The organism is Streptomyces sp. NBC_00829 (assembly GCF_045161795.1).
Taxonomy (GTDB): domain Bacteria; phylum Actinomycetota; class Actinomycetes; order Streptomycetales; family Streptomycetaceae; genus Streptomyces.
Genome location: NZ_CP108867.1, coordinates 7178254 through 7200423, shown reverse-complemented (window position 1 = coordinate 7200423; position 22170 = coordinate 7178254). Strand labels below are relative to the sequence as shown.

The following is a 22170-nucleotide window of genomic DNA, read 5'->3' as shown; positions in this document are numbered from 1 at the left end:
GCGCTACTTCCTGCCGGGCGTCCAGTTCATGCCCCAGCCGTACGCGTAGTCGATGGTCCGCTGAGGACTCACCCCGCGCTCGGGGACCAGGAAGCGGGCCTCTCGCTGGACGACCAGATCCGAGCCCGTGTTGGTGATGAGCGCGAGCGCGCACACCGTCGAGGGCACGGTGCACTCGCCGAGCGAGAAGTCGATCGGGGCGCCGTGCTGCGGCTGGAGCGTGACCGTCGCGTCCAGATCGGCGAAGCTGCGCGCGCCTTCATAGATGGTGACGAAGATGACGAGCCGGCGCAGCCGGTCCTTGTGGTCCAGATTGATGGTGAGGTTCTCGCCGGAGGTGCCTCCGGTGCGGTCGTCCCCGTCGAGGTGGATGTACGGGGGCTGGTTCAGTGCGCCGAAGGCGTTGCCGAGTGCCTGGACGACGCCCTTGCGCCCGTCGGTCAGTTCGTACAGCGCGCACAGATCGAGGTCGAGGTCGCCGTGCATGGCGACGGCGCGGCCGAGCTTGGCGCCCCACCCCTTGAACTGCTTGCGCACCTGCCAGCTGAGGTTGACCCGCATCGCGCCGGACGTGCCGCCCTGTTTGGTGAGGGAGACGGACGGGACGTCCTTGGTGAGCGTCACCTTGGTCAGGCGTACGGGAGCGGTGGGCCGCTCCGGGGGCGGCGTCGGTGCGGCGGGCGGTACGGGAGGGGACGCGTGCACGGCGGGCGCGGGCGGCGGCATGACCGGCGCGGCGGCCGGGGCGGCCTGGGCCGCCTGCTGCGGCTCGTCGACCGTGATGCCGAAGTCGCTCGCCAGGCCTTCGAGTCCGCTGCTGTAGCCCTGCCCCACAGCACGGAACTTCCACTCGCCCTGCCGCCGGTAGAGCTCGCCCAGGACGAACGCGGTCTCGACCGTCGCGTCCTGGCTGTCGTAACGCGCGATCTCCGCGCCGGAGGCCGCGTCGAGCACCCTGATGTACAGCCCGGGCACCTGTCCGAAGCTGCCGCCGTCGGCGGAGGCCGCCAGCACGATCTTCTCGATCGCCGGTTCCACACGCGCGAGGTCGACGGACACCTGGTCCGTCACCGTGTCCTGCGCGGACTGCTTCCCCTCGTAGCGCACGGCCCCGGAGGCGTGCGAGGGCTGGTTGTAGAAAACGAAGTCGGCGTCGGACCGGACCTTGCCCGACGCGAGGAGTAGCGCCGACGCGTCGACGTCCGGCACACCGGGGGCCGAACGCCAGCCCAGTTCGACGCGAACCTGCTGCGCCGACACCGGAGTGTTGGCTCCTTTAAGCATGGACATGCTCGCCCCCATCGCGAGTCGGGTGCCCGGAAAGTTCATCTGACGACAACCTAATCCCCAGGATGCCTCCGACGCCCGGTCCGACCCGTCGGTAACCCGCTCCCAGCTCGCCCTTTACAGGATCCGCACCCGTGACTGCGACCGATTTCCCCAGGTTCGCTCGCATTGGGGAACGACGGTCCCTCGTAGTCTCGCGAAACAACCTTCTTATCAGGCTCCCCAACCAGCACATCGTGGGCTTAACTTATGTGCCATGACCTCCCCCCGCGCCACCTACGGCGGCGGTTACTACTCCGCTCCGTCGTTCCCCGACACGCCGATCTACGACTCCCTGGTCGCGGAGCGCGGCACGCCTCAGATCGCCCCGATCCGAGTGCCGTCCGCGTACGACACCGGCAACAGCTATCTGCCGGCTCTCGCCTCCGCTCTGCCCGCCCTCCCGGCGGCGCCCTCGCCCGCCCCTGCCTACGGTTACCCGCAGCAGATGCAGCAGCCGATGCCGCTGCAGCACGCGCCTGCGCCGTACATCCCCCAGCAGTCGTCGGTGCCGCGCGGCTACCCGGGCCCCCAGGTCCAGCCGCAGCAGTCTCAGCGTCCGATGGCGACCGGCTACGAGGCGATGCGGCCGGCTGCCGCGCGTCCCGCTCCGGCGCCGGCTCCCTACGACGACCCGTACAACCGCCCGTACCAGGGGCGGGGATACTGACCGACCGATCGTCCACCCGGTCACAGGTGACGGGGGTCGCATCCGGTGAGAAACGGCGTCGAGCCGTGGGGAATCGCCGGGGACCGTCGGTGGACACTGATGTACCCAGGGCCGTCCCGGCCTACCGACGCCGACAGCGACTGTCGGCGTCGGCGCACGTCCGGGGCCCTGTCCGGCCCGCCGGATCGAGCCGGCCCGCTTTTGTGCGCGCCCACGGGAACCCTTCGCGGCAGCAGGCGCGTTGGAGAGGTGGCGGGGTCACGGTGCGGCGGGAGGCTGGGGTGGCGTTCCCTTCTCCTTGCGCCATCCGTGCCTGTGCCGTTCCGTAGCGGGCTGTCACGGACGCGGAAGGGGGTGCAGGACAGTGCGAACTGCCGCAGGAGTGTGGCGCTGGCGCCGCAATCCCCTGCGCCGTGCGACAGATCTCCTGGAGGCGTGGCTGGCGCTCGTCGCCGCCGTGCTTCTCGTCACCGCCGCACCGGCCGTCGGCTGGATCAGCGGGAGCCTGACCGACGAATCACTGCGCCAGGCGGTCCGCGCCCAGCGCCAGCAGCGTCATCCGGTCACCGCGACGGTGGTGAGACAGGCGCGGAAGCCCAAACCGTCGGCGTACGACTCCGAGTCGCCCGCCGCCCACGAGAAGCGCCGGCCCGTCGTCGCGAAATGGAGGGCCGTGGACGGCAGTCGGCATACGGGCACGGTCTCCACCGTGCTGCGGACAGCGCGGCCGGGAAGCATCTTCACCATCTGGACCGACAGTTCCGGCCAAATGGTGAACCGCCCGATGGACCCGGCGACGGTCAGGGTGCACGCCGTCCTCGCGGGTACAGGGGCCGCCTTCGGTGCCGCGGGACTGGTGGAATGCGCCCGAAGACTGATCGTCTGGCGGCTCGTCCGCCTGAGATACGCACGGCTGGACCGGGCCTGGGCCGCGGCCGGCCCCGACTGGGGCCGCACCGGAGCCGGCAGCTGACCGTTCACGTCTCGTCAACTCCCGCTCGCCGCGCGCGCTACGGTGGTGCAACCCCCTCGGGGGTTTCGGGGGGCGTCCCCTTTCAAAGGCGCGGCCGAGCAGATTCACGAGGTGGGGGCAGAGCAGCACGATGGCACAGGGCACGGTCCAGGTGACGCACACCGGCACATCGCGATGGCGGCGCCGCACGGGCGAGTACCCCTCACTGGCCGCAGCCCTGGAGGCCGCAGCGGACGGCGACATCCTCACCGTCGCGCCGGGGACGTACCGCGAGAACCTGGTGGTCCAGCGGGCCGTGACCCTGCGCGGCACCGAGGGCGCCGCCGGTTCGGTGCGCATCGCGCCCGTCGACGGTGTGCCGCTCACCGTCCGTGCCTCCGCCACCGTCCAGGACCTCCAGGTGGAGGGACAGGACTCGGCGGCGCCGGCGCTGCTGGTCGAGGACGGCACTCCCGAACTGATCGACCTGCGGATCGTCACCCGTTCCGCCTCCGGCCTCGAGGTGCGTGGCGCGGCCCGCCCGACGGTCCGCCGCTGCACCGTCGACAATCCGGCGGGCATCGGGATCGGCGTACTGGACGGCGCCGGCGGGCTGTTCGAGGAGTGCGAGGTCGTCGCGGCCGGCCAGTCCGGTGTGGCCGTACGCGGGGGCGCGCATCCCCGTCTTGAGCGCTGCCGTGTGCATCACGCCTCGGGTGCGGGCCTGACGGTGACCGGTGAGGGCACCGGCCTGGAGGCGATCGGCTGCGAGGTGTACGAGATCAAGGGCACCGGCGTCCAGGTCGTCTCACGCGCGTCCGCCCATCTGACCGACTGCACCGTGCACCGCACCTCGGCGGACGGCGTCACACTCGACACGGACGCCGTGCTCATTCTCTCAGACTGCGAGATCCACGACATCCCGGAGAACGCCATCGATCTGCGCTCGCGGTCGGTGCTCACCCTCACCCGTTCCACGGTGCGGCGCTTCGGACGCAACGGCCTGTCGGTGTGGGACCCGGGCACCCGGGTGGACGCCAACCAGTGCAGGATCCACGACAGTACGGGCGACTATCCGGCCGTCTGGGTCAGCGACGGCGCGACCGCCGTGCTCGACTCCTGCCGGGTGCACGACGTCCCGGACGCCCTGTTCGTGCTCGACCGCGGCTCCCGCGTCGATGTCGTGGACAGCGATCTCTCCCAGGTACGCAACACCGCGGTGTCGGTGAGCGACGGAGCGACGGCGCAGCTCGACGACTGCCGGATCACTCAGGCGTCCACCGGCGCCTGGTTCCGCGACCACGGCAGCGGGGGCACGCTGAACGGCTGCACGATCGACGAGGCGCAGACCGGCGTGATCGTCACCAAGGGCGCGGATCCGGTGATCGAGCGCTGCACCGTCACCTCCCCCGCCGAGGCGGGTTTCTATGTCTCGGCGGAGGGCCGCGGCACCTTCCGCGGCTGCCGTGTGACGGGCAGCGGCGGCTACGGCTTCCATGTGATGGACGGCTGCCGTACGACCCTGAGCCGCTGCCGTACCGAGCGCTGTGCGCGCAGGGGGTACGAGTTCGCGGAGCCGGACGGCCCGGCCGTCGAGGACTGCACCAGTGACGAGAGCGGCGTGCGGCCCCCGTCGGAGCAGACCACGGCCGTGGTGACCGCTGCCCAGGCCCCCGGGCTGCTGACGGGGCTGCCGGACCGGCGCCCGCCCGAGGCCCAGCCCGAGGCCCCGCCGGCCGATCCCGTACGCACATCGCTCGCGGTCCTCGGCGAACTGGACGCGCTCGTCGGCCTGGACAGCGTCAAGCGTGAGGTCCGTACCCTCACGAACATGATCGAGGTGGGCAGGCGCCGCCAGGAGGCGGGGCTCAAGGCCGCGTCGGTGCGCCGGCATCTGGTCTTCACCGGCTCCCCCGGCACCGGCAAGACGACCGTCGCCCGGTTGTACGGCGAGATCCTGGCCTCGCTCGGGGTGCTGGAGCGCGGTCATCTCGTCGAGGTCTCCCGCGTCGACCTGGTCGGCGAGCACATCGGCTCCACGGCGATCCGGACGCAGGAGGCGTTCGACCGGGCGCGCGGCGGTGTGCTCTTCATCGACGAGGCGTACGCCCTGTCCCCCGAGGACTCCGGGCGCGACTTCGGCAAGGAGGCCATCGACACGCTGGTGAAGCTGATGGAGGACCACCGGGAGGCGGTCGTGGTGATCGTCGCCGGGTACACCGCGGAGATGGAGCGCTTCCTTTCCGTCAACCCCGGTGTGGCTTCGCGCTTCTCACGGACGATCACCTTCAGCGACTATGTGCCCGAGGAGCTGCTGCGGATCGTGGAGCAGCAGGCCGAGGACCATGAGTACCGCCTGGGCAACGGCACGGGTGAGGCGCTGCTGAAGTACTTCACCGCGCTGCCCAAGGGACCCGCCTTCGGAAACGGCCGCACGGCACGCCAGACCTTCGAGTCGATGGTCGAGCGGCACGCGGGCCGGGTCGCCGAGCTCACCGACGTGAACACCGACGACCTGACCCTCCTCTACCCGGACGATCTTCCCGAACTGCCCTGAGACTGGCGGGGAACGGCGGGAGTGAGCCGGTCGAGCAGCTCACGGCGTGCCACGGCGAACGCCGGGTCGGCCTGGTAGTCGGAGTGCCCGAGGATCGGTTCCGGCAGCGGATGCAGATCCGAACGTCCGTAGACCACCGGGTCCTTGAGTGCGTGGTGGTCCACCTCGGGGTGCCTGCCCTCGGCGGGGACGAGCACAGGACCGCCGATCGGGTCGGTGTGCCGCCAGAGATTGCGCCAGCAGTCCAGTTCGCTGCGGAGCTCACGGAGGGCGACGGGCCCGAAGTACGCCGGGAACCAGCGTCCGTAGAGCCGCTCCAGGGGTGATCCGTACGTCAGCAGCGCCACCCGGCGGCGCGTGGCGGGCGGCAGTTGCCAGGCGGCGGCCGCGGCCAGCACGCTGCCCTGCGAATGCCCGGAGATGACAAGCCGTCCGCCGGTTCGTCCGGTCCATGTGCACATCCGCCACGTCAGGTCCGGGACGGCGCGCTCCGCGTAGCAGGGCGGGGCGAAGGGGTGGGCCGCGCGCGGCCAGAAGGTTCCGACGTCCCACAGGATGCCGATGGTGCGCCGGGCCGAGGCGTCACGGTAGGCCCGGCGGCCCCAGGTGACGAACAGTATCGAGCCGAAGCCGATCATCCAGGAGCCCAGGGACTGCGCCGTCTCCGCGGCGGATTCCACAAGGCCATGGGTGTGGCCGAAGGCTTCGCCGGGCACTTCGCCGCTGGCCCAGGCCCCGGCGACCGCGCCGGCCCCGAGAAGCAGAGTGGTCCCGGAGACGGTACCGACGATCAAGGGAGCGGCGTCGGTGAGGGCGGCACGTGCGCGGGTGCCCGCTACGCGCCGCGTGCGGACCTCGTCGGGACGGCCCTCTCCGTAGTCCGCCTCGACCGGGCCGGCGAGCCGGCGTGCGGTGAGCCAGGTCCGTAACGCGAGCAGGACGGCGGGGACCAGCAGGACCAGCAGCAGTACGGGAAGGACCGAGGCCTGCCAGCTGAGCAGCACCGGGGGTCCGGGGATGGAGCCTTCGCCGTCCATGCCGGGGGTCCCGGGGCCGTCCAGCCAGTCGGCGACGCGCTGGGCCACTCCCCCGGTCATCACCCCTCCGAGCCCGCAGGCGAGCATCGCGACGGCGGGTCCGCCCATTCCGTACATGGCGGAACGGGCATGGCGCGCCCGGCGGTGCAGTACGAAGGCGGCGAGGCCCAGGGCGACGACGAGGACGCTCTGGATGACGGCGATCACGCGGAAGGTGGCATCGCCGGGAAGGGCGGCGGTGGAGACCCAGCCGGGTCGGGACCAGGAGGCGTACAGCAGCGACAGGACAAGCAGCGCGATGGCGGCACCGGGGAGACAGCGCACGGCGGCGCAGTCGAGGCGGGCGTCGATCCGCTTCTCGCTGCGGCCCCGGCGGAAGACGACCCACAGCACGGCGAGCAGCCCGAGGAGGAGGGCGGCTTCCAGGAGGCGGCCGGAGATTTCCAGGGGGGTGCTGCCGCCTCCGCGGTCATGGCGGGCCGCCGCGCCGGTGACCGCGGATGCGACGGTGAGTAAGCCGGCGGCGGTGTGGGCCGCGCGCAGCCGGGCGACGAGCCTGCGCCCGTACCAGAAGCCGGGCCTGCCGAGGGCCGGCCGGACAGGAGGCCGGGGTAACTCGGAAACGGCGGCGCCGAGGCGGGCTCCGTCCCGGGCGCCGTCCTCGGCGAGGTCATCGTCCCCGGCCCGCATCTCCCCGGCCCGGATCACGTCCTCGTCCTCATCCCCGGTCCCGTCCTCGTCCTGCACCTCGTCGGACTCCGTCTCCTCCGTCTCCTCCTCACCGGTGGGTGGCCGCTGGGATTCGTAGGCACTCCAGGTGCGGTTGGAGAGATACCAGAGCAGGCCCACGAGAGCTGTCGGCACCACGGAGGCGAGGGCGAGACGGCGGCCCGGCTGCGACCACCAGCCGCCCTGGGCGCTGGAGAGGAAGCCGAGCCACGACCGCTCCCGGGTGCAGTCGGCCGAGCCCGCGCACTGCCAGGCGACCAGGTCCAGCGCGACCTCGCAGGCGGCGGCGGTCAGCAGCACCGTGAGGCTGAGGCCGACGAGCCGCACCAGCACCCCGTAGATTCGTGTCGTGGTTCTGCGGCCCTTGGCGCGTGGACGCATCCAGTGCGCGAGGTTGACCACCATGAAGGGCAGAAGCAGCAGCCACAGGGCACGCGCGCCGTTGCCTGAGGTGAGGTTGGACCAGCAGTACGCCTCGGGGATGGGCCGGTCCACATAGCGTTCGGGGTGGAGTTCCGCCTCCTCGTCGTCGGTCCTGCGGAACACGGCGGCCTTCTCGTCGCCCGAGATCCGCACGGTACGGGGGTCGCCGAGCATGTCCTGCGGGGTGGCTCCGCCGACGCCGTGGACCAGCAGCTCCAGTGCCGGCCCTCCGCTCTGCGGGCCCGGAGGGGCAGGGGACACTTCGGTCACTCGCTCTCTCGAAGGGAGGATCCGCCGCGGCAGACGCCGGGGGCGGTTCATGACCAGGGTCCCGAATCACGACGGCCCTCCGCTCGGCTCTCACGGAATCTCCCCGAGCCCGCCCGGCGGGTGCCGTGCGAGGATGAGCAGCCCTGGCCACAGACGGTGTACTACTCGCAGGCACGACGACATGGAAGGGACCGGCCCCGGCAGTGACCGACAACCAGAACCTGCTCGCGGAGCAGCGGCGCGCTCTGATCCTCGACGAGGTCCGCAGGCGCGGCGGGGTGCGGGTCAATGAGCTCACCCGCCAGCTGAATGTCTCGGACATGACCGTGCGAAGGGACCTGGACGCCCTGGCCCGGCAAGGGGTCATCGAGAAAGTGCACGGCGGCGCGGTGCCGGTGGTCGAGGCGAGCACGCACGAGCCCGGTTTCGAGGCCAAGTCGGCCCTGGAGCTGAGCGCCAAGGAGGACATCGCACGGGCGGCGGCGCGGATGGCCGTGCCCGGGAGCGCCATCGCACTCTCCGGCGGCACCACGACTTATGCGCTGGCGCACCACCTCATCGACGTCCCCGATCTGACGGTGGTCACCAACTCGGTGCGGGTCGCAGATGTGTTCCACGCAGCTCAGCGCGCCGGTTCGGCGGGCGGCCAGCGGACGGGCACGGCCACGGTCGTCCTCACCGGCGGCGTGCGCACCCCGTCCGACTCGCTGGTCGGCCCGGTCGCCGACCAGGCGATCCGCTCCCTCCACTTCGATGTGCTCTTCATCGGGGTGCACGGCATCTCGGTGACGGCCGGGCTGTCCACACCGAATCTCGCCGAGGCCGAGACGAACCGTCGTTTCGTCCAGGCGGCACGCAGGGTGGTCGTGGTCGCCGACCACACCAAGTGGGGAACGGTGGGCCTGAGTTCGTTCGCCCAGCTCACCGAGGTGGACACGCTGGTGACGGACTCGGGGCTGTCGCACGAGACCCGCGAGGAGATGGCCGAACATCTGCCGGGGCTGGTGGTGGCCGGCGGTCCCGAGTCGTCCGGCGGGTCCGCCGGCCCGGGCGGCACGGAGACGTCCGGCGGGCAGGACGGCTGACGCCGGTGGGCGTGTTCCGGCTCACCCGGGCCGTCGCACTCCCGGCCGACGAGGTCTGGCCGCGGGTCACCGACTGGCGGGCGCACGCCGCCCGGGTACCGCTCACGACCGTCTCTTCGGCCACGGCGTCGAACGGCGTGGGCACACGCTTCGTCGTACGCTCCGGTCTCGGTCGTATCGGCTTCGACGACCCGATGGAGGTCGTCCGCTGGGTCCCGCCGGGCACGGGCACGGCGGGACACTGCCGGCTGGAGAAGCGCGGCCGTGTGATCCGGGGCTGGGCAATGATCGAGGTACGTCCAGAGGGTCGCGGGACCGTGGTGGTCTGGGACGAGGAGGTACGGATCCGCCTGGTTCCCCGGCTGCTCGATCCGCTGGTCGCCCGCGTGGGCCGGCTGGTGTTCGGCCGTGCACTGGACGCTCTTCTCACGGAGGCGACTGTGAAGACGAAGGCCACTGAGGACAACTGACGGCCGGCCAGCTATGGTGTGCGGGCACCGCACCACCCCTCTCAGCTGGAGGTACGGTCCCATGACACGCCGACTGAGCCCCGTGGGACTCGACTTCGTCGAGTCGGCCCCCCTGCGTCTGGTCTTCTCCACCGACATGTCCGCCCCGCCGAAGCTCGTGTACGAGGCACTCGCCGAGGATGTCGCCGGGTGGCCCTCCTGGTTCGCCGCCGTCTCCTCGGCCACGCCGACACACGAGGGCGCGGGCCGCGAAGTCCGGCTCAAGGGCGGGGTCTTCTTCCGGGAGACCATCGTGGCAACCGAGCCCGAGGAGCGCTACGCCTACCGGGTCGACGAGACCAACGCCCCTGCTCTGCAAGCCCTGTTGGAGGAGTGGCGGCTCACCGCGACCGCGACCGGAACCCGAGTGCGGTGGACCTTCGCGGTGAGTGGCCCGGCGGCGCTGCGTGTCGTCCTGCGGCTGGCGCGGGCGGGCCTGGGCCTCTCCTTCAGGAGCGCGGTTCGCCGTCTCGACCGGAGACTGGCCGGCCCCACGCCACGGCGCGGGGCCGAGCAGTGAGCCACCGGGCGGCGTGCCCGTGAGCCGCGTACAGCCGAGCCGCGTGCCGGTGAGCCGGTGCCCGGGAGCCGCGTACAGCCGAGCCGGGTGCCGGTGAGCCGGTGCCCGGGAGGTCAGCGCGGCCATCCTCCCGTGGCGAGGAAGTGCTCGATCGCTGCGGTGTACGGAGCGATGTCCAGGCCCTGTTCCTCCAGCCAGGTGTCGGAGTAGTACTTGTCGAGATAGCGGTCGCCCGGGTCGCAGAGCAGGGTCACGACGCTGCCCTTCTGCCCCTTCGCCACCATCTCGGCGATGATCCTCAGCGCGCTCCACAGGCCGGTGCCGGTGGATCCTCCCGCCTTGCGGCCGATGGTCTTCTCCAAAGCGCGGACCGCGGCGACGCTCGCCGCGTCCGGGACCTTCATCATCCGGTCGATGGCCCCGGGCACGAAGCTCGGCTCCATGCGCGGCCGTCCGATGCCCTCGATGCGCGAGCCGCCCTCGCTGAAGGCGCCCGGGTCGTTCTGGGTCCAGCCGTCGAAGAAACAGGAGTTCTCCGGGTCGGGGACGCAGATGCGGGTGTCGTGCTGCATGTAGTGCACATAGCGCGCGATGGTCGCCGAGGTGCCGCCGGTGCCGGCGGTCGCGACGATCCACGCGGGATCGGGATACCGCTCCGACCGCAGCTGCTGGTAAATCGATTCTGCAATGTTGTTGTTGCCACGCCAGTCGGTGGCCCGTTCCGCGTAGGTGAACTGGTCCATGTAATGGCCGCCGGTCCGCTCGGCGAGAGCGGCCGACTCCTCGTACATCTTCCGCGAGTCGTCCACGAAGTGGCACTGGCCGCCGTGGAATTCGATGAGCCGGATCTTCTCGGGGCTGGTGGTGCGGGGCATCACCGCGACGAAGGGAACACCGATCAGCTTGGCGAAGTACGCCTCGGAGACCGCGGTCGAGCCGCTGGACGCCTCGATGACCGGTTTGGCCGGCCGGATCCAGCCATTGCAGAGGCCGTAGAGGAAGAGCGACCGCGCGAGGCGGTGCTTCAGGCTGCCCGTCGGATGGGTGGACTCGTCCTTGAGATACAGGTCGATTCCCCACGCGTCGGGCAGCGGGAAACGCAGCAGATGCGTATCGGCGGAGCGGTTGGCGTCGGCCTGGACCCTTCGTACGGCTTCCTTCAGCCACGCCCGGTACTGCGGATCGCTGCGGTCCACATCGACGGTTGCCATTGCCTCACCTGTCACTGACTTCTCTCTGGTACTCATGCGCGCCGTTCCTCGCCTTGTCGACTCCGGTCCCCACTCGCCACAATATGCCTCTCACCTGCACAAACGTTCGCTTTGGTCATCCATAGGAGTCCCTTGCAGGCCAGGAGCGGCTCATCTCCCGGCGCACGCACTGGTGCACCCGAGCGGAGTTGTGCAGACTGCCAACAGGAAAATCGCGAAGGGGGCGTACGGCTATGGGGATGGCAGAGCCCGAATTCAGCGCCACAGGTGTGCGGATCGAGCGGTGGCCGCGCTCGCTCACGAGGGCCGGACAAGTGCTGATCAAGGACGGCCGGCTGGCGCTGCTCACCAGCTACGGCCGGGTGATCGAGAGCGCGCCGGTGCGCGCGGTCAGGGCGGGCAAGCCGTGGTTCGCCGACGACGCGAGCACGGTGGCGACGCTGAACGGCAAGAGGTACCGGCTCACCATGGGACAGCGCAGCCGCAAACCGGAGGGCCGGGCACTGGCCGGGCGCTTCCTGGAAGCGGTGCGGCGCGGCGCCGGGGGCGCCACGAGCTGAGCGTGCCCGCCCGAGTGCTGCGAGTTGCGGGACTCACATCAGTAGTTCACGCTTGTCTCACATCACTCAGGGTGCACCGGCGGTGACGCTGCGATCCAGCCCGCCGGACAAAACAGCAGCCAGCCACTGCTGGATCCGATCCTTCGTCTTCTTCCGGACCTATTTCGGGGAGTCGCAGCCGTGATCAGCCAGCCAAGCAGGCACTGCACGGTGGAGCTCCAGGCCCTGCCGTCGCGGATCGGTCAGGTCCGCAGAATCATCTCGGCGCAACTGCGCTACTGGCATCTCGATCCTCTGATCGACCAGGCAGCGCTGGGAGTCACCGAGTTGCTGACCAATGTTCATCGCCACGCCGAGCCGGACAAGCTGTGCACGGTCGAGATCGAGTTGCTGCTCGACCGCCTCACCGTCTCGGTCCATGACCATGATCCGCGCCTTCCGACCGTGCGGGAATCCGACGTGTCCGACACCACCGGCCGTGGGCTCGCTCTGATAGCCGCGGTGAGCGAGAGTTGGGGCGCACGCCCCAAGGGCGAGACCGGCAAGATCGTCTGGTTCACGCTCTCCGCTCTTCCGCCGGCGGTGGCTCTGCCGCCGTATCCGGTGTACGCCACGACGGCCGATGCCTCCCTGCGCGAACACTCCGCCGCGCGGTCGGCCGTGCGCGCGGGGCGGGTCCGCTGACCCGGACCGCTCCCGCGTGCCGCGGCCGTACCGTCGCCGGGGCCGCATCGGCCCATGAGGCGATGCGGGCGCGGAGCACCGAGCGCGGGCACCGGGGCGCGGCGGCTGCGGGCCCACGCTACTCGGTGGCGATGGCACGCAGTACGTCCAGACGTGCGGCGCGGCGAGCGGGCCGCCAGCCCGCGACCGCTCCGGCGATCAGCCCGACGAGCGCCACGACCGCCAGTTGAACGGGCGGTACGGCGAACGCGAAGGCGGTGTCGCCCGCGCCCTCGGACGCCTTGACGAGTACCCAGCCCAGCAGTCCGCCCAACGCCAGGCCGCCGGCCGTGCCGAACGCGGCGACCAGCACCGATTCGTAGCGCACCATGCTGCGCAGCTGTCGCCTCGTCTGGCCGACCGCGCGCAACAGACCCAGTTCCCTGGTGCGTTCGTGGATGGCCAGGGTCAGGGTGTTGGCGATGCCGAGCAGCGCGATCAGCACGGCGAGCGCGAGCAGCGCGTACACGAGGGTGAGCATCATGTCGATGGCCCCGGCGGCGCTCCGAGCGTACTCGTCGCGGGTCTGGACCTCGGGATTGCCGTAGGCCGCCGCGGTCTTCTCGACCGCCGCCGTGCCATCGGCGGTGGAGACGCCGTCCTTGAAGGTGACGGCGATCAGGGTGTCGGAGTCCTGCCCACGGTGCGGGGCCCAGGCTTCACGGGTGATGACGTAGTCGCCCGCCAGCTCCGACTGTTCGAACACCGCGCGGACCGTGAAGGTCTGCTCCTTGCCGTCGGTGAAGGCCAGTTCGGCGGTGGAGCCGGGCTTCCAGCCCTTCTTGTCGGCCTCGGTCTCCGCCACGGCCAGGCCGTTCGTACCGAGCCCGTCGAGCGAGCCCCGCACGGCCCCGAGGTCGAACGACCTGCCGAGCGCGACCGGGTCGGTGACGGTGAGCTGCCGTCCCTCGCCGTCGACTTCGGCGACGCCCTTGCCGAGACCGACCGCCGTCTCCACCTCGGGCCGGGCGGCGACGGCCGGAGCGAGCTTCGGGCTCAGTCCGCTGCCGCCCGCTCCGAACGAGGGGGCGCTGACCGCGACGTCGCCCGCGAAGGAGCGGGAGACCGTCCGGTCCATGGTCGCCTTCAGCGAGGCGCCGAAGACGGTGAACAGGGAGACGACGGCGACGCCGATCATCAGTGCGGTGGCGGTGGCCGCGGTGCGCTTGGGGCTGCGCAGGGCGTTGCGCTTGGCGAGGCTGCCGGAGACTCCGCGGAACCTGTCGAGCGGCCTGCCCAGGATCCTTACGGCGAGCAGGGAGGCGACCGGGCCGAGCACCACGAACGCCGCCAGAGCCAGCACCGCTCCCGCCGCGGCGAGCCAGACGGACGGACGCGCGAGGACGCCGACCAGGATGACGGCGAGTCCGGCAAGGGCAAGGCCCCCTCCGAGGTACACGCGCGTCCTGGAGGCCGCCGACTGGTCGACGGCCGTCTCGCGCAGCGCGGCCAGCGGAGCGGTGCGCCCGGCACGCAGGGCGGGCATCAGCGCGGAGCCGAGGCCGACGATCACACCGACGGCGAGCGGCAACAGCATTGAGACGCCGCTGATGACCAGGCTGCCCTCCGGGAAGGGAAAGCCGATGACGGGGAAGAGGGCCCGCATTCCCACGGCGATCCCGACGCCGCCGAGCAGTCCCGCGGCGGACGCGGTCAGCGCGACGACGGCCGCCTCGACGAGTGCCGAGCCGACGACCTGACGGCGGGAGGCGCCCAGGGCGCGCAGCAGCGCGTTCTCGCGGGTGCGCTGGGCGATGACGATGGCGAAGGTGTTGTAGATGGAGAACGTCGCGACCAGCAGCACGATGCCGGAGAAGACGAGCAGCAGGGTGGTGAAGAGATTCAGGAACTGACCGGAGATCATGTCCTGGTTCTCCTCGGTGGACTCCTGTCCGGTGATGGCCTCGACTCCCGTGGGGAGCACCGGCTTCAGCGCGTCCACCAGTTCCTGCTGGCTGGTGCCGGGTCCCGCGCGCACCTGGATGGACGCCGCTTCGCCCGGCTTCGGGGTGAGGTACTGCTCGGCGTCGGCCAGGGTCATGCCGGTGAAGGTGACCTGGGCCATGCCGTCCTCGCCACCGAAGGTGGCCAGGCCCACGACGGTGACCTGCACGGGGTCGGGGGTGCGCAGCACGGTACGGTCGCCGATCTTCAGCCCGCCCCTGTCGGCGGCGCCGCGGTTGACGACGACCTCGCCGCTCCTGGACGGGACGCGTCCTTCGGCGAGCCGGTACGGGTTGAGCTGCGGGTCGTCGATCCAGTTGCCGGCGAGGGTGGGCGGTCCCTGGCCGCCGACGGGCTTGCCGTTCGATCCGACGAGCTGTCCGGCGCCCTGGATGCCGGGCACCGCGGCGGCGACTCCCGGTGTCTTCTCGATCCGCGCCACCAGGTCGGTCGGCACGGGTTGCCGCGTGCCCCGGCCCTCGCCGGAGACGGTGACGACGTTGGTGCTGCGGACGACGGCGTCGGTTCCGCCGTTGGCGTCGGCGAACAGGGTGTCGAAGCTGCCGCGGAGTGTGTCGCCCATGACGAGCGTGCCCGCGAGGAAGGCCACGCCGAGGAGTACGGCGATGAAGGTGCCCGCGAACCGGCGTCTGTGGGCGCGCAGCGAGGTGAGGCTGATGCGGAGCGAGGCGCGGCTGCCGCTCATGTCGTCGCCCCCTTGGCGTCGAAGGACTTGAGGCGGTCCAGCACCCGATCGGCGGTCGGGGAGTCCATACGGTCGACGAGCCGGCCGTCGGCGAGGAAGACGACCTCGTCGGCGTGCGCGGCGGCGATCGGGTCGTGGGTGACCATGACGACCGTGCGGTCCGTCCGGCGTACGGCGCTGCTGAGCAGCCGCAGCACCTCTTCGCCCGAGCGGGAGTCGAGGTTGCCGGTGGGTTCGTCGGCGAAGACGACATCGGGCCGGCCCGCGAACGCGCGGGCCACGGCGACGCGCTGCTGCTGACCGCCCGAGAGCTCACTCGGCCGGTGGTGCAGCCGGTCGCGCAGCCCGACGGTGTCGACGAGGGCGTCGAGCCACTCGCGGTCGGCCTGCTCACCCGCGAGGTCCATCGGAAGGGTGATGTTCTCGGCGACGGTGAGGGTGGGGATGAGGTTGAAGGCCTGGAAGACGAATCCGATGCGCTCGCGCCGCAGCAGGGTGAGCATGCGGTCGTCGAGTGCGCTCAGGTCGGTGTCGCCGATCAGGGCGGAACCGGAGGTGAGGGTGTCGAGTCCGGCGGCGCAGTGCATCAGGGTGGATTTCCCGGAGCCCGAGGGCCCCATGATGGCGGTGAAGCGGCCGGCCGGAAAGTCGACGCTCACCCCGTCCAGGGCCCTCACTTCCGTGTCGCCCCTGCCGTAGACCTTCACGGCGTCGACGACACGGGCAGCGGTGCGGGTCACGGTCGTCGTGGTGGCGGTCATGCCGCACCGTCCTTGGGTGTACGGCCGAACTGCTCGTCCAGCACGGACAGCCTGCGCCAGTACTCCTCCTCGTCGATCTCTCCCGCGGCGAACCGCCGGCCGAGCACGGCGATCGGTGAGCTCGCGCCGTAGACCGCGCGCATGCCCTGCCAGGGGCCGCGACGGCCGCGCAGGACGCCGGTGCGGCGCAGGACGGTGACGACGCCGACGACGACGGCCGCCCAGATCAGCGGGAAGAAGAGAATCCACGGGCCGGGCCCGTCATACGCCAGGGTGTTCATCTTCGCTCAGCTCCTCGGTGGCGATGGTGGTGCGCGATTCCCCGTCGCCTCCGAGACTCCCGCCGGACGGCTCCGAAGTCGTCGTACGGCCAGCGGCAGTGCGCATACCACCCCGGGAGTAGGCAGGGCCTCTCCGGCTGCTCCCGGCCTCCCCGGATTCAGTGGCTACCAGTAGGTACAGGCACCTTCCTGCCACTCCTGAGCCACTGATCGAAGCGCCCCGGGTCCCGCGCCAGGGCACGCGAGCCCGGCAAGATCGCCCGGGACAGAACACCTAGGCGCTCTCGTTGTCGTCCCGGTGTTCCAGCCGTCTGCGCAGGCGCTCCTCGTGGAAGAGCCGCCCCACGAGCGCGCCGCCGTAGACCACGAAGCCGACGCCGACGAGCCAGGACTGGACGACCAGCACCGTCCCGAACGGCCCGTAAGTGACCGCGTTCGAGGCGATCAGCGGCGAGAAGACGAGCTGCGAGAAGCCCCGCAGACCGAGCATGCCGAAACCTGTTGCCACCGCCCCGGGCAACAGGGCGCGCCAGCGGACCCGGCCGCCGAGAAGCACCCGCTGGGAGAGCCAGAAGAACGCGATGGTGCCGACCAGGTCGCCCACGATGCCGAGCAGGGTGGTCAGCACCCTGTCGGCCGGGAGGGGTGTGCTGAAGAAGGCCAGGAGCGAGAAGACGAGCAGCGCGAGCCAGACGACGTGCCGCCACATGGTGTGCCAGCGGGCCGTCGGCAGGTCCCAGACCTTCTCGTAACCGGTCTGGACGGCCGAACCGAAGGTCAGACCGAAGACCGTCAGCGCCGCGAGACCGAACGCCGTCGTGCGCTGCAGCGCGTTGTCCGGCACGCCGAACAGCCGCTCGACCTCGTCCTGCGACGCCTCCGACACACCCAGCGCCTGCCCCAGCCAGCGAGCGAAGCCCTGCCCGCTCGCCGGGTCGGCCGCGGCGACGACGATCAGCAGCGGCACAAGGGTCAGAAAGCCCAGCGCGGCGAAGCCCATGGCGCGGTGCATCAGCTCCACCTCGCGACCGCGGTTCCACGCCAGCCCGAGCGGCGACGCGACGATCCTGCGGCGCAGATCCTGGAGCCGGTGCGCGGCGTGAGCGGCACCGGAGGGCTTGTGGGTCATAGGTCGTCGACTACCCGGAACCGGGCCGTGAGGCGTCCAACGTGCCCCCGGACGGGTGTCACGCCCTCTGCCGCCGCCCTCGTCCCCGTATCCGCCCTCCTCGCCGTCCATGCCGGCGTCCACGCCCGCGTCCGCATCCGCAGCGCGGCCCAGGCTCTCGCCCGGACCGGGGACGCGGCCCACACCCTCATCCGGCCGGGGTGCGCGGCCCGGACCGTACGTCCCCGCCTCCGGCACTCGTTCCTCGTCGCCGCCCGGCGCGTCCCGGTGAGCGACCCCGTTCCGCCACGGCTCGTTCCGCATGGCCCATCTCCGCTGTCGGGCGACCGGCCGCCGCCTGCGCCGAGCCTGGGAGCCCTTCGGGTGGATCGGGCCGGCCCGACCCGGACGTCGGTCCCACGGCCCGAAGGAGCGGCCACCGGGCGTTCCTGTTCAACCGCCACCCTACGACCGCGGCCCGCCCCGGTCCGGCGCCACCGGTACCCGTCAGCCCAGCGCGGCCAGCGGGTCGTCGAGAACCGGCTGCCACGCCAATTCGGCCGCGCCCACAAGGCTGTTGTGGTCGAGCGTGCAGGGGAGGATCGGGACGCCCCCGCTGCGGCCCCACAGACTGCGGTCCGCGACCACGGCGCGCAGCCGCTCGGGATCGGCGTCGAGCAGTTCACGGTGGAGCCCGCCGAGGATGATGCGGTCGGGGTTGAGGATGTTGACGAGCCCGGCGAGCCCGAGGCCGAGGCGGTCGACGAGTTCCTCGCCCGCGTTCCGTACGGCCGGGTCGTCGTACTCCGTGTGCAGCAGCTCACGGCACTGCTGGAGCAGCGAGCCCTCAGGGCCGGGGTCGCGTCCCGCGGCCGTGAGGAAGGCGAGCGGGTCGGCCTCGACGTCGAGACAGCCTCGGCTGCCGCAGTGGCAGGGCCGTCCCTCGGGGTTGACGGTGAGGTGGCCGACTTCGAGGGCGAGGCCCGAACTGCCGGTGTGCAGCCGCCCGTCGAGGACCAGCGCCCCGCCCACACCACGGTGGCCGGTGGCGACACAGAGCAGGTGCTGGGCGCCCCGTCCGGCGCCGTGCCGGTGCTCGGCGAGGGCCGCGAGGTTGACATCGTTGCCGGTGAAGGCGGGGCCCTGGATGCCGGCCCGGCGCACCTGCTCGGCGAAGATGTCGCGGACCGGAGCGCCGGCCGGCCAGGCGAGGTGGAGCGGGTTGAGGGCGGTGCCCTCGGGTTCGGCAACCGCCGACGGCACGGCGAGACCGGCCCCGACGCAGCGTCTGCCGCTCTCCCTCAGCAGGATGGCGCCCGCCTCGACGACCTCGCCGAGCACCTGTGCCGGGTCGGCGGAGACGGTGACGCAGCCGGGGGCGGTGGCGACGGTCCGGCCGCCGAGTCCGACGAGCGCCGCGCGGAATCCGTCGGCGTGGACCTGGGCGGCGAGCACCACGGGGCCCGCGTCGTCGACGGCGAGGCGGTGCGAGGGGCGGCCCTGGGAGCCGGCGGCGGCGCCCGGCCTGGAGTCGACGCGGATCAGCCCGAGCGATTCGAGCTCCGCGGCCACCGCGCCGGCGGTCGCGCGGGTGACGCCGAGTTCGGCCGTGAGCACGGCACGGGTGGGCGCACGGCCCGTATGAACCAGTTCCAGCGCGGGGCCGAGCGCACTGCGGCCCCTCTCCAGCCTCGCCTTGATGGTTGTCGCCTTGCCGTTCATGCAGGCGAGTCTCCCATGATCCGAAGGCTGAGCAGCCGTCTTGTACGGATCGGCCGCTGACCCCTATCCTGATTTTGTGCCGCTACTAAACAAAACACGGACGGCCACTGCGGGGGGACCCGGCGGAAACACCGCCTCACCCTCCCTGTCCCGCCTCCGTACCGCCCTGACCCTGTTCTTCGCCCTCGACGGCTTCCTCTTCGCCGGCTGGGTGGTCCGCATCCCCGCCATCAAGGAGCAGACCGGATCGTCGGCGAGCGACCTCGGACTCGCCCTGCTCGGGGTCTCCGCGGGCGCGGTGGTGACGATGACCCTCACCGGCGGGCTCTGCCGCCGCTACGGCAGCCATCCGGTCACGGTGGCCGCAGGCGGGCTGATGTCCCTGAGCATCGCGCTGCCCGCGCTCACGCATTCGGCGCTCGCCCTCGGCCTGGTGCTGCTGGTCTTCGGAGCGGCGTACGGCGGAGTCAACGTCGCGATGAACAGCGCGGCCGTGGATCTCGTCGCGGCCCTGCGGCGGCCGGTGATGCCCAGCTTCCACGCGGCGTTCAGCCTCGGCGGGATGATCGGCGCCGGCCTCGGCGGACTGGTCGCCGGCAGTCTCTCCCCCTCCGCGCACCTGCTCGGTCTCACCGTGATCGGCCTGCTGGTCACGGCTCTCGCGGGCCCGGTGCTGCTCCGCCACCCCGCGCCCGTCACCGGGCAGACGCCGAAGGAGCCGGCGCCGCGCCGCCTGACGGGGCGTACGCGCCGCGTCGTCGTCCTCTTCGGCGTGATCGCCCTCTGCACGGCCTACGGAGAGGGCGCGATGGCGGACTGGGGAGCGCTCCACCTGGAACAGGATCTGAACGCGCACCCGGGCCTTGCCGCCGCCGGATACTCCTTCTTCGCGCTCGCCATGACGGTCGGCCGGCTGTCGGGAACGGCCCTGCTGGAGCGGCTCGGCCAGACCCGCACCCTCGTCGCGGGCGGCACGACGGCCGCGGCGGGCATGCTGCTCGGCTCGCTCGCCCCCACCGCCTGGATCGCACTGTTCGGCTTCGCCGTGACGGGCCTGGGGCTCGCGAACATCTTCCCGGTGGCGGTGTCCCGCGCCGGCGCAATCGCCGGACCGAGCGGGGTGGCGGCCGCGTCGACCCTCGGCTACGGCGGCATGCTGCTCGGGCCGCCCGCGATCGGCTTCCTGACCGACTGGTTCTCCCTGCCCGTGGCGCTGACGACGGTGGCCGGCCTCGCGGTGGGTGCGGCGCTGCTGGGGTACTCGGCCCGGAACGCGTCCGTCCCCCAGGGAAGCTGAGTACGGCTACTCAGGCCGACGCTGCGGCACGGACCCACGATGGGACCAACGACACCGACGGGAGACTTCCATGAATGTGCAGCGGCTCGGCGCGACAGCACGGCTCGCCTTCGGCAATCGCGCTTCCCAGGTGTACCTGGCCCTGGTCGCGGTGGCGACGGTGTACGTCACCGTCGACACCGTCTTCGTCCATCACGAGGACGCCTCCCTCGCCGGCGTCTGGCTCTTCCTGCTCGCATCGCCGACGATGTTCGGTTTTCTGATGGCCGCCCGGCTCTTCGGGGACGCGGTCGCCGGATCCGCGTGGTTCCTGTACCCCGCCTTGGTCGCGTCCGTGCTGATCCAGTCGCTCGCTCTCGGACTGTTCGTACGGCTGCTGCGCGGACGTCCGCACGCCGCACACCCTCAGGGCGCATGAGGCCGGTGGCACAATCGGCGGCATGAAGACCGCCGAGCTGATCCAATCCCTCGTCCGGGACGGCCGGTTGCTGGCCGCGGCCGCCGTCGAAGCGGGCCCCGACGCTCATGTCCCGACCTGCCCGGACTGGCAGGTGCGGGATCTGCTCCGGCACATCGGCATGGTTCACCGCTGGGCGACCGGCTTCGTCGCCGAGGGGCACACGCAGTACCGGCCCGCCGGGGAAGAGTCCTCGCTGGACGGCGACGAGTTGGTGGAGTGGTTCCGTGAGGGGCACGGCCTGCTGGTGGCCGCCCTCTCCGAGGCCCCGGCCGACGTCTCATGCTGGACCTTCCTGCCCGCACCGAGCCCGCTCGCGTTCTGGGCCAGGCGCCAGGCCCACGAGACCGCGATCCACCGCGTGGACGCGGAGTCGGCGCTGGGCGGCAAGCCGGGTCCGGTGGCCGCGGAATTCGCCGCCGACGGCATCGCGGAACTGATGACCGGCTTCCATGGCCGCACCCGGAGCCGGCTGCGCTCCGAGGCTCCCCGTGCGCTGCGTGTACAGCCGGTCGACACGGACGACGTGTGGACCATGTGGATCTCGACGGATGCGCCGCGTACGGAACCCATCGCGGAGGTGCCCGCGGACTGCGAGCTGACCGGCACGGCCGAGCAGCTCTATCTGACGCTGTGGAACCGGTTGCCGCTGAGCGCCGTGACGGTCACGGGCGACAGGGAGCTGGCCGCGATGTGGCGCGACCAGTCCGCCGTCACCTGGTCGTAGGCGCTTGAGCAACCGGTCACCGGGCGGGGCGGGAACAGGTCCCGAGGCGTTCCAGGAGTCGTCCCGGGCGCCTCTCACAACCCGGCCGACCGCTCACAACCCGCCACGGCCCTCAGGGCCGTTCATCGGGTCCCGGAAGGTGGCTGCGTCAGGCGGACGCGCCCGGCAGCATCCGGGAGAGCACCGCGCGCTGCAGGGGCTGCACTTCGGCATGCCGGGCGCGGCCCGCTTCCGTCAGCGCGACCCGTACACCCCGCCGGTCCTCGCTGCACATACCGCGAGTCACCAGACCGTCCTTCTCGAGACGGGCCACCAGACGCGACAGCGCGCTCTGGCTGAGATGGACCCGGGACGCGAGCTCTTGGACGCGGAACGAACAGTCGCCGCCGTTGCCCGACTCCTCGGCGAGCACGTCGAGTACCTCGAAGTCGCTGGCGCCGAGCCCGTGCTGATGCAGCTCGCGATCGAGCTCGCAGATCGTACGGGCATGCAGCGCGAGGACGTCCCGCCATTCCTCCACGAGCGCTCGCTCGGACTTCTTCGCCGCCATGACCGCACGTTAGCAGAGAAGAAGTGCTTTGTTGCATCGGAATTA

The 22170-nt window shown here is 71.5% G+C and carries 20 protein-coding genes; 11 read left to right on the top strand and 9 right to left on the bottom strand.

The window, feature by feature from the left end:
• Window positions 1–3 precede the first annotated feature (3 nt).
• Window positions 4–1290, bottom strand: coding sequence for a TerD family protein (locus OG293_RS32365; protein ID WP_406002295.1), 1287 nt, complete (start codon window positions 1288–1290; stop codon window positions 4–6).
• A gap of 253 nt (window positions 1291–1543) precedes the next feature.
• Here OG293_RS32365 and OG293_RS32360 point away from each other — a divergent pair, with 253 nt between their 5' ends.
• From OG293_RS32360 to OG293_RS32350, 3 genes are all read left to right on the top strand, one after another.
• The gene (locus OG293_RS32360; RefSeq protein WP_406002294.1) at window positions 1544–1996 is read left to right on the top strand and encodes a DUF6643 family protein; all 453 of its coding nucleotides are present in this window, start codon (window positions 1544–1546) and stop codon (window positions 1994–1996) included.
• A 364-nt stretch (window positions 1997–2360) separates the two neighbouring features.
• The gene (locus tag OG293_RS32355) at window positions 2361–2969 is read left to right on the top strand and encodes a hypothetical protein (RefSeq protein ID WP_406002293.1); all 609 of its coding nucleotides are present in this window, start codon (window positions 2361–2363) and stop codon (window positions 2967–2969) included.
• Between the two features lie 130 nt (window positions 2970–3099).
• Window positions 3100–5505: a right-handed parallel beta-helix repeat-containing protein gene (locus OG293_RS32350; RefSeq protein WP_406002292.1), complete on the top strand. Its 2406-nt coding sequence runs from the start codon at window positions 3100–3102 to the stop codon at window positions 5503–5505.
• Here OG293_RS32350 and OG293_RS32345 read toward each other — a convergent pair.
• Window positions 5475–7955: a hypothetical protein gene (locus OG293_RS32345; protein ID WP_406003787.1), complete on the bottom strand. Its 2481-nt coding sequence runs from the start codon at window positions 7953–7955 to the stop codon at window positions 5475–5477. The genes OG293_RS32350 and OG293_RS32345 overlap by 31 nt on opposite strands.
• A gap of 212 nt (window positions 7956–8167) precedes the next feature.
• Here OG293_RS32345 and OG293_RS32340 point away from each other — a divergent pair, with 212 nt between their 5' ends.
• The 3 genes from OG293_RS32340 to OG293_RS32330 all read left to right on the top strand — a co-directional run bounded on the left by OG293_RS32340 (window position 8168) and on the right by OG293_RS32330 (window position 10078).
• Window positions 8168–9049: a DeoR/GlpR family DNA-binding transcription regulator gene (locus OG293_RS32340; RefSeq protein ID WP_406002291.1), complete on the top strand. Its 882-nt coding sequence runs from the start codon at window positions 8168–8170 to the stop codon at window positions 9047–9049.
• A 5-nt stretch (window positions 9050–9054) separates the two neighbouring features.
• On the top strand, window positions 9055–9519 hold the full coding sequence (locus tag OG293_RS32335; RefSeq protein ID WP_406002290.1) for an SRPBCC family protein: 465 nt from the start codon (window positions 9055–9057) through the stop codon (window positions 9517–9519).
• 61 nt (window positions 9520–9580) lie between these two features.
• The gene (locus OG293_RS32330; RefSeq protein ID WP_406002289.1) at window positions 9581–10078 is read left to right on the top strand and encodes an SRPBCC family protein; all 498 of its coding nucleotides are present in this window, start codon (window positions 9581–9583) and stop codon (window positions 10076–10078) included.
• Window positions 10079–10191: 113 nt separating this feature from the next.
• Here OG293_RS32330 and OG293_RS32325 read toward each other — a convergent pair whose 3' ends face one another.
• Window positions 10192–11325, bottom strand: coding sequence for a PLP-dependent cysteine synthase family protein (locus OG293_RS32325; protein ID WP_406002288.1), 1134 nt, complete (start codon window positions 11323–11325; stop codon window positions 10192–10194).
• 197 nt (window positions 11326–11522) lie between these two features.
• On the opposite strand from OG293_RS32325, the gene OG293_RS32320 reads away from it, so the two are divergent.
• A complete protein-coding gene (locus tag OG293_RS32320) occupies window positions 11523–11849 on the top strand; it encodes a hypothetical protein (protein ID WP_406002287.1) in 327 nt (108 codons plus the stop codon).
• A 180-nt stretch (window positions 11850–12029) separates the two neighbouring features.
• Window positions 12030–12533 carry an ATP-binding protein gene (locus tag OG293_RS32315; protein WP_406002286.1) on the top strand — a complete coding sequence of 168 codons (504 nt, stop codon included), beginning with the start codon at window positions 12030–12032 and terminating at the stop codon, window positions 12531–12533.
• 118 nt (window positions 12534–12651) lie between these two features.
• Here the strand turns inward: OG293_RS32315 and OG293_RS32310 are convergent, their stop codons facing one another.
• The 5 genes from OG293_RS32310 to OG293_RS32290 all read right to left on the bottom strand — a co-directional run bounded on the left by OG293_RS32310 (window position 12652) and on the right by OG293_RS32290 (window position 19094).
• Window positions 12652–15222: an ABC transporter permease gene (locus tag OG293_RS32310; protein ID WP_406002285.1), complete on the bottom strand. Its 2571-nt coding sequence runs from the start codon at window positions 15220–15222 to the stop codon at window positions 12652–12654.
• Window positions 15219–15983 carry an ABC transporter ATP-binding protein gene (locus tag OG293_RS32305; RefSeq protein WP_406002284.1) on the bottom strand — a complete coding sequence of 255 codons (765 nt, stop codon included), beginning with the start codon at window positions 15981–15983 and terminating at the stop codon, window positions 15219–15221. Before OG293_RS32305 ends, OG293_RS32310 begins: the two co-directional genes overlap by 4 nt.
• Window positions 15980–16264, bottom strand: a complete 285-nt coding sequence (locus tag OG293_RS32300; RefSeq protein WP_406002283.1) for an SHOCT domain-containing protein — start codon at window positions 16262–16264, stop codon at window positions 15980–15982. The genes OG293_RS32305 and OG293_RS32300 overlap by 4 nt, the downstream gene beginning before the upstream one ends.
• Window positions 16265–16538: 274 nt before the next feature.
• On the bottom strand, window positions 16539–17393 hold the full coding sequence (locus OG293_RS32295) for a YhjD/YihY/BrkB family envelope integrity protein (RefSeq protein ID WP_406002282.1): 855 nt from the start codon (window positions 17391–17393) through the stop codon (window positions 16539–16541).
• Window positions 17394–17879: 486 nt separating this feature from the next.
• Entirely contained in the window at window positions 17880–19094 is a 1215-nt protein-coding gene (locus OG293_RS32290) for an ROK family protein (RefSeq protein WP_406002281.1), read from the bottom strand.
• Window positions 19095–19170: 76 nt separating this feature from the next.
• Between OG293_RS32290 and OG293_RS32285 the strand changes: the two genes are divergently transcribed.
• The 3 genes from OG293_RS32285 to OG293_RS32275 all read left to right on the top strand — a co-directional run bounded on the left by OG293_RS32285 (window position 19171) and on the right by OG293_RS32275 (window position 21575).
• Complete coding sequence (locus tag OG293_RS32285; RefSeq protein ID WP_406002280.1) at window positions 19171–20391, top strand: MFS transporter; 1221 nt, start codon at window positions 19171–19173, stop codon at window positions 20389–20391.
• Window positions 20392–20461: 70 nt separating this feature from the next.
• Window positions 20462–20809 carry an SCO4225 family membrane protein gene (locus OG293_RS32280; protein WP_406002279.1) on the top strand — a complete coding sequence of 116 codons (348 nt, stop codon included), beginning with the start codon at window positions 20462–20464 and terminating at the stop codon, window positions 20807–20809.
• A gap of 22 nt (window positions 20810–20831) precedes the next feature.
• Entirely contained in the window at window positions 20832–21575 is a 744-nt protein-coding gene (locus tag OG293_RS32275) for a maleylpyruvate isomerase family mycothiol-dependent enzyme (protein WP_406002278.1), read from the top strand.
• Window positions 21576–21723: 148 nt separating this feature from the next.
• On the opposite strand, the gene OG293_RS32270 is transcribed toward OG293_RS32275, so the two are convergent.
• A complete protein-coding gene (locus tag OG293_RS32270; RefSeq protein ID WP_406002277.1) occupies window positions 21724–22125 on the bottom strand; it encodes a MarR family winged helix-turn-helix transcriptional regulator in 402 nt (133 codons plus the stop codon).
• Between the last annotated feature and the right edge of the window lie 45 nt (window positions 22126–22170).

Excerpts from the sequence above, each read along its gene's own strand:
- OG293_RS32365 (WP_406002295.1), bottom strand. The coding sequence starts at position 1,290 with ATGTCCATGCTTAAAGGAGCCAACACTCCGGTGTCGGCGCAGCAGGTT.
- OG293_RS32360 (WP_406002294.1), top strand. The coding sequence starts at position 1,544 with ATGACCTCCCCCCGCGCCACCTACGGCGGCGGTTACTACTCCGCTCCG.
- OG293_RS32350 (WP_406002292.1), top strand. The coding sequence starts at position 3,100 with ATGGCACAGGGCACGGTCCAGGTGACGCACACCGGCACATCGCGATGG.
- OG293_RS32330 (WP_406002289.1), top strand. The coding sequence starts at position 9,581 with ATGACACGCCGACTGAGCCCCGTGGGACTCGACTTCGTCGAGTCGGCC.
- OG293_RS32325 (WP_406002288.1), bottom strand. The coding sequence starts at position 11,325 with ATGAGTACCAGAGAGAAGTCAGTGACAGGTGAGGCAATGGCAACCGTC.
- OG293_RS32320 (WP_406002287.1), top strand. The coding sequence starts at position 11,523 with ATGGGGATGGCAGAGCCCGAATTCAGCGCCACAGGTGTGCGGATCGAG.
- OG293_RS32310 (WP_406002285.1), bottom strand. The coding sequence starts at position 15,222 with ATGAGCGGCAGCCGCGCCTCGCTCCGCATCAGCCTCACCTCGCTGCGC.
- OG293_RS32305 (WP_406002284.1), bottom strand. The coding sequence starts at position 15,983 with ATGACCGCCACCACGACGACCGTGACCCGCACCGCTGCCCGTGTCGTC.
- OG293_RS32300 (WP_406002283.1), bottom strand. The coding sequence starts at position 16,264 with ATGAACACCCTGGCGTATGACGGGCCCGGCCCGTGGATTCTCTTCTTC.
- OG293_RS32295 (WP_406002282.1), bottom strand. The coding sequence starts at position 17,393 with ATGACCCACAAGCCCTCCGGTGCCGCTCACGCCGCGCACCGGCTCCAG.
- OG293_RS32290 (WP_406002281.1), bottom strand. The coding sequence starts at position 19,094 with ATGAACGGCAAGGCGACAACCATCAAGGCGAGGCTGGAGAGGGGCCGC.
- OG293_RS32280 (WP_406002279.1), top strand. The coding sequence starts at position 20,462 with ATGAATGTGCAGCGGCTCGGCGCGACAGCACGGCTCGCCTTCGGCAAT.
- OG293_RS32275 (WP_406002278.1), top strand. The coding sequence starts at position 20,832 with ATGAAGACCGCCGAGCTGATCCAATCCCTCGTCCGGGACGGCCGGTTG.
- OG293_RS32270 (WP_406002277.1), bottom strand. The coding sequence starts at position 22,125 with ATGGCGGCGAAGAAGTCCGAGCGAGCGCTCGTGGAGGAATGGCGGGAC.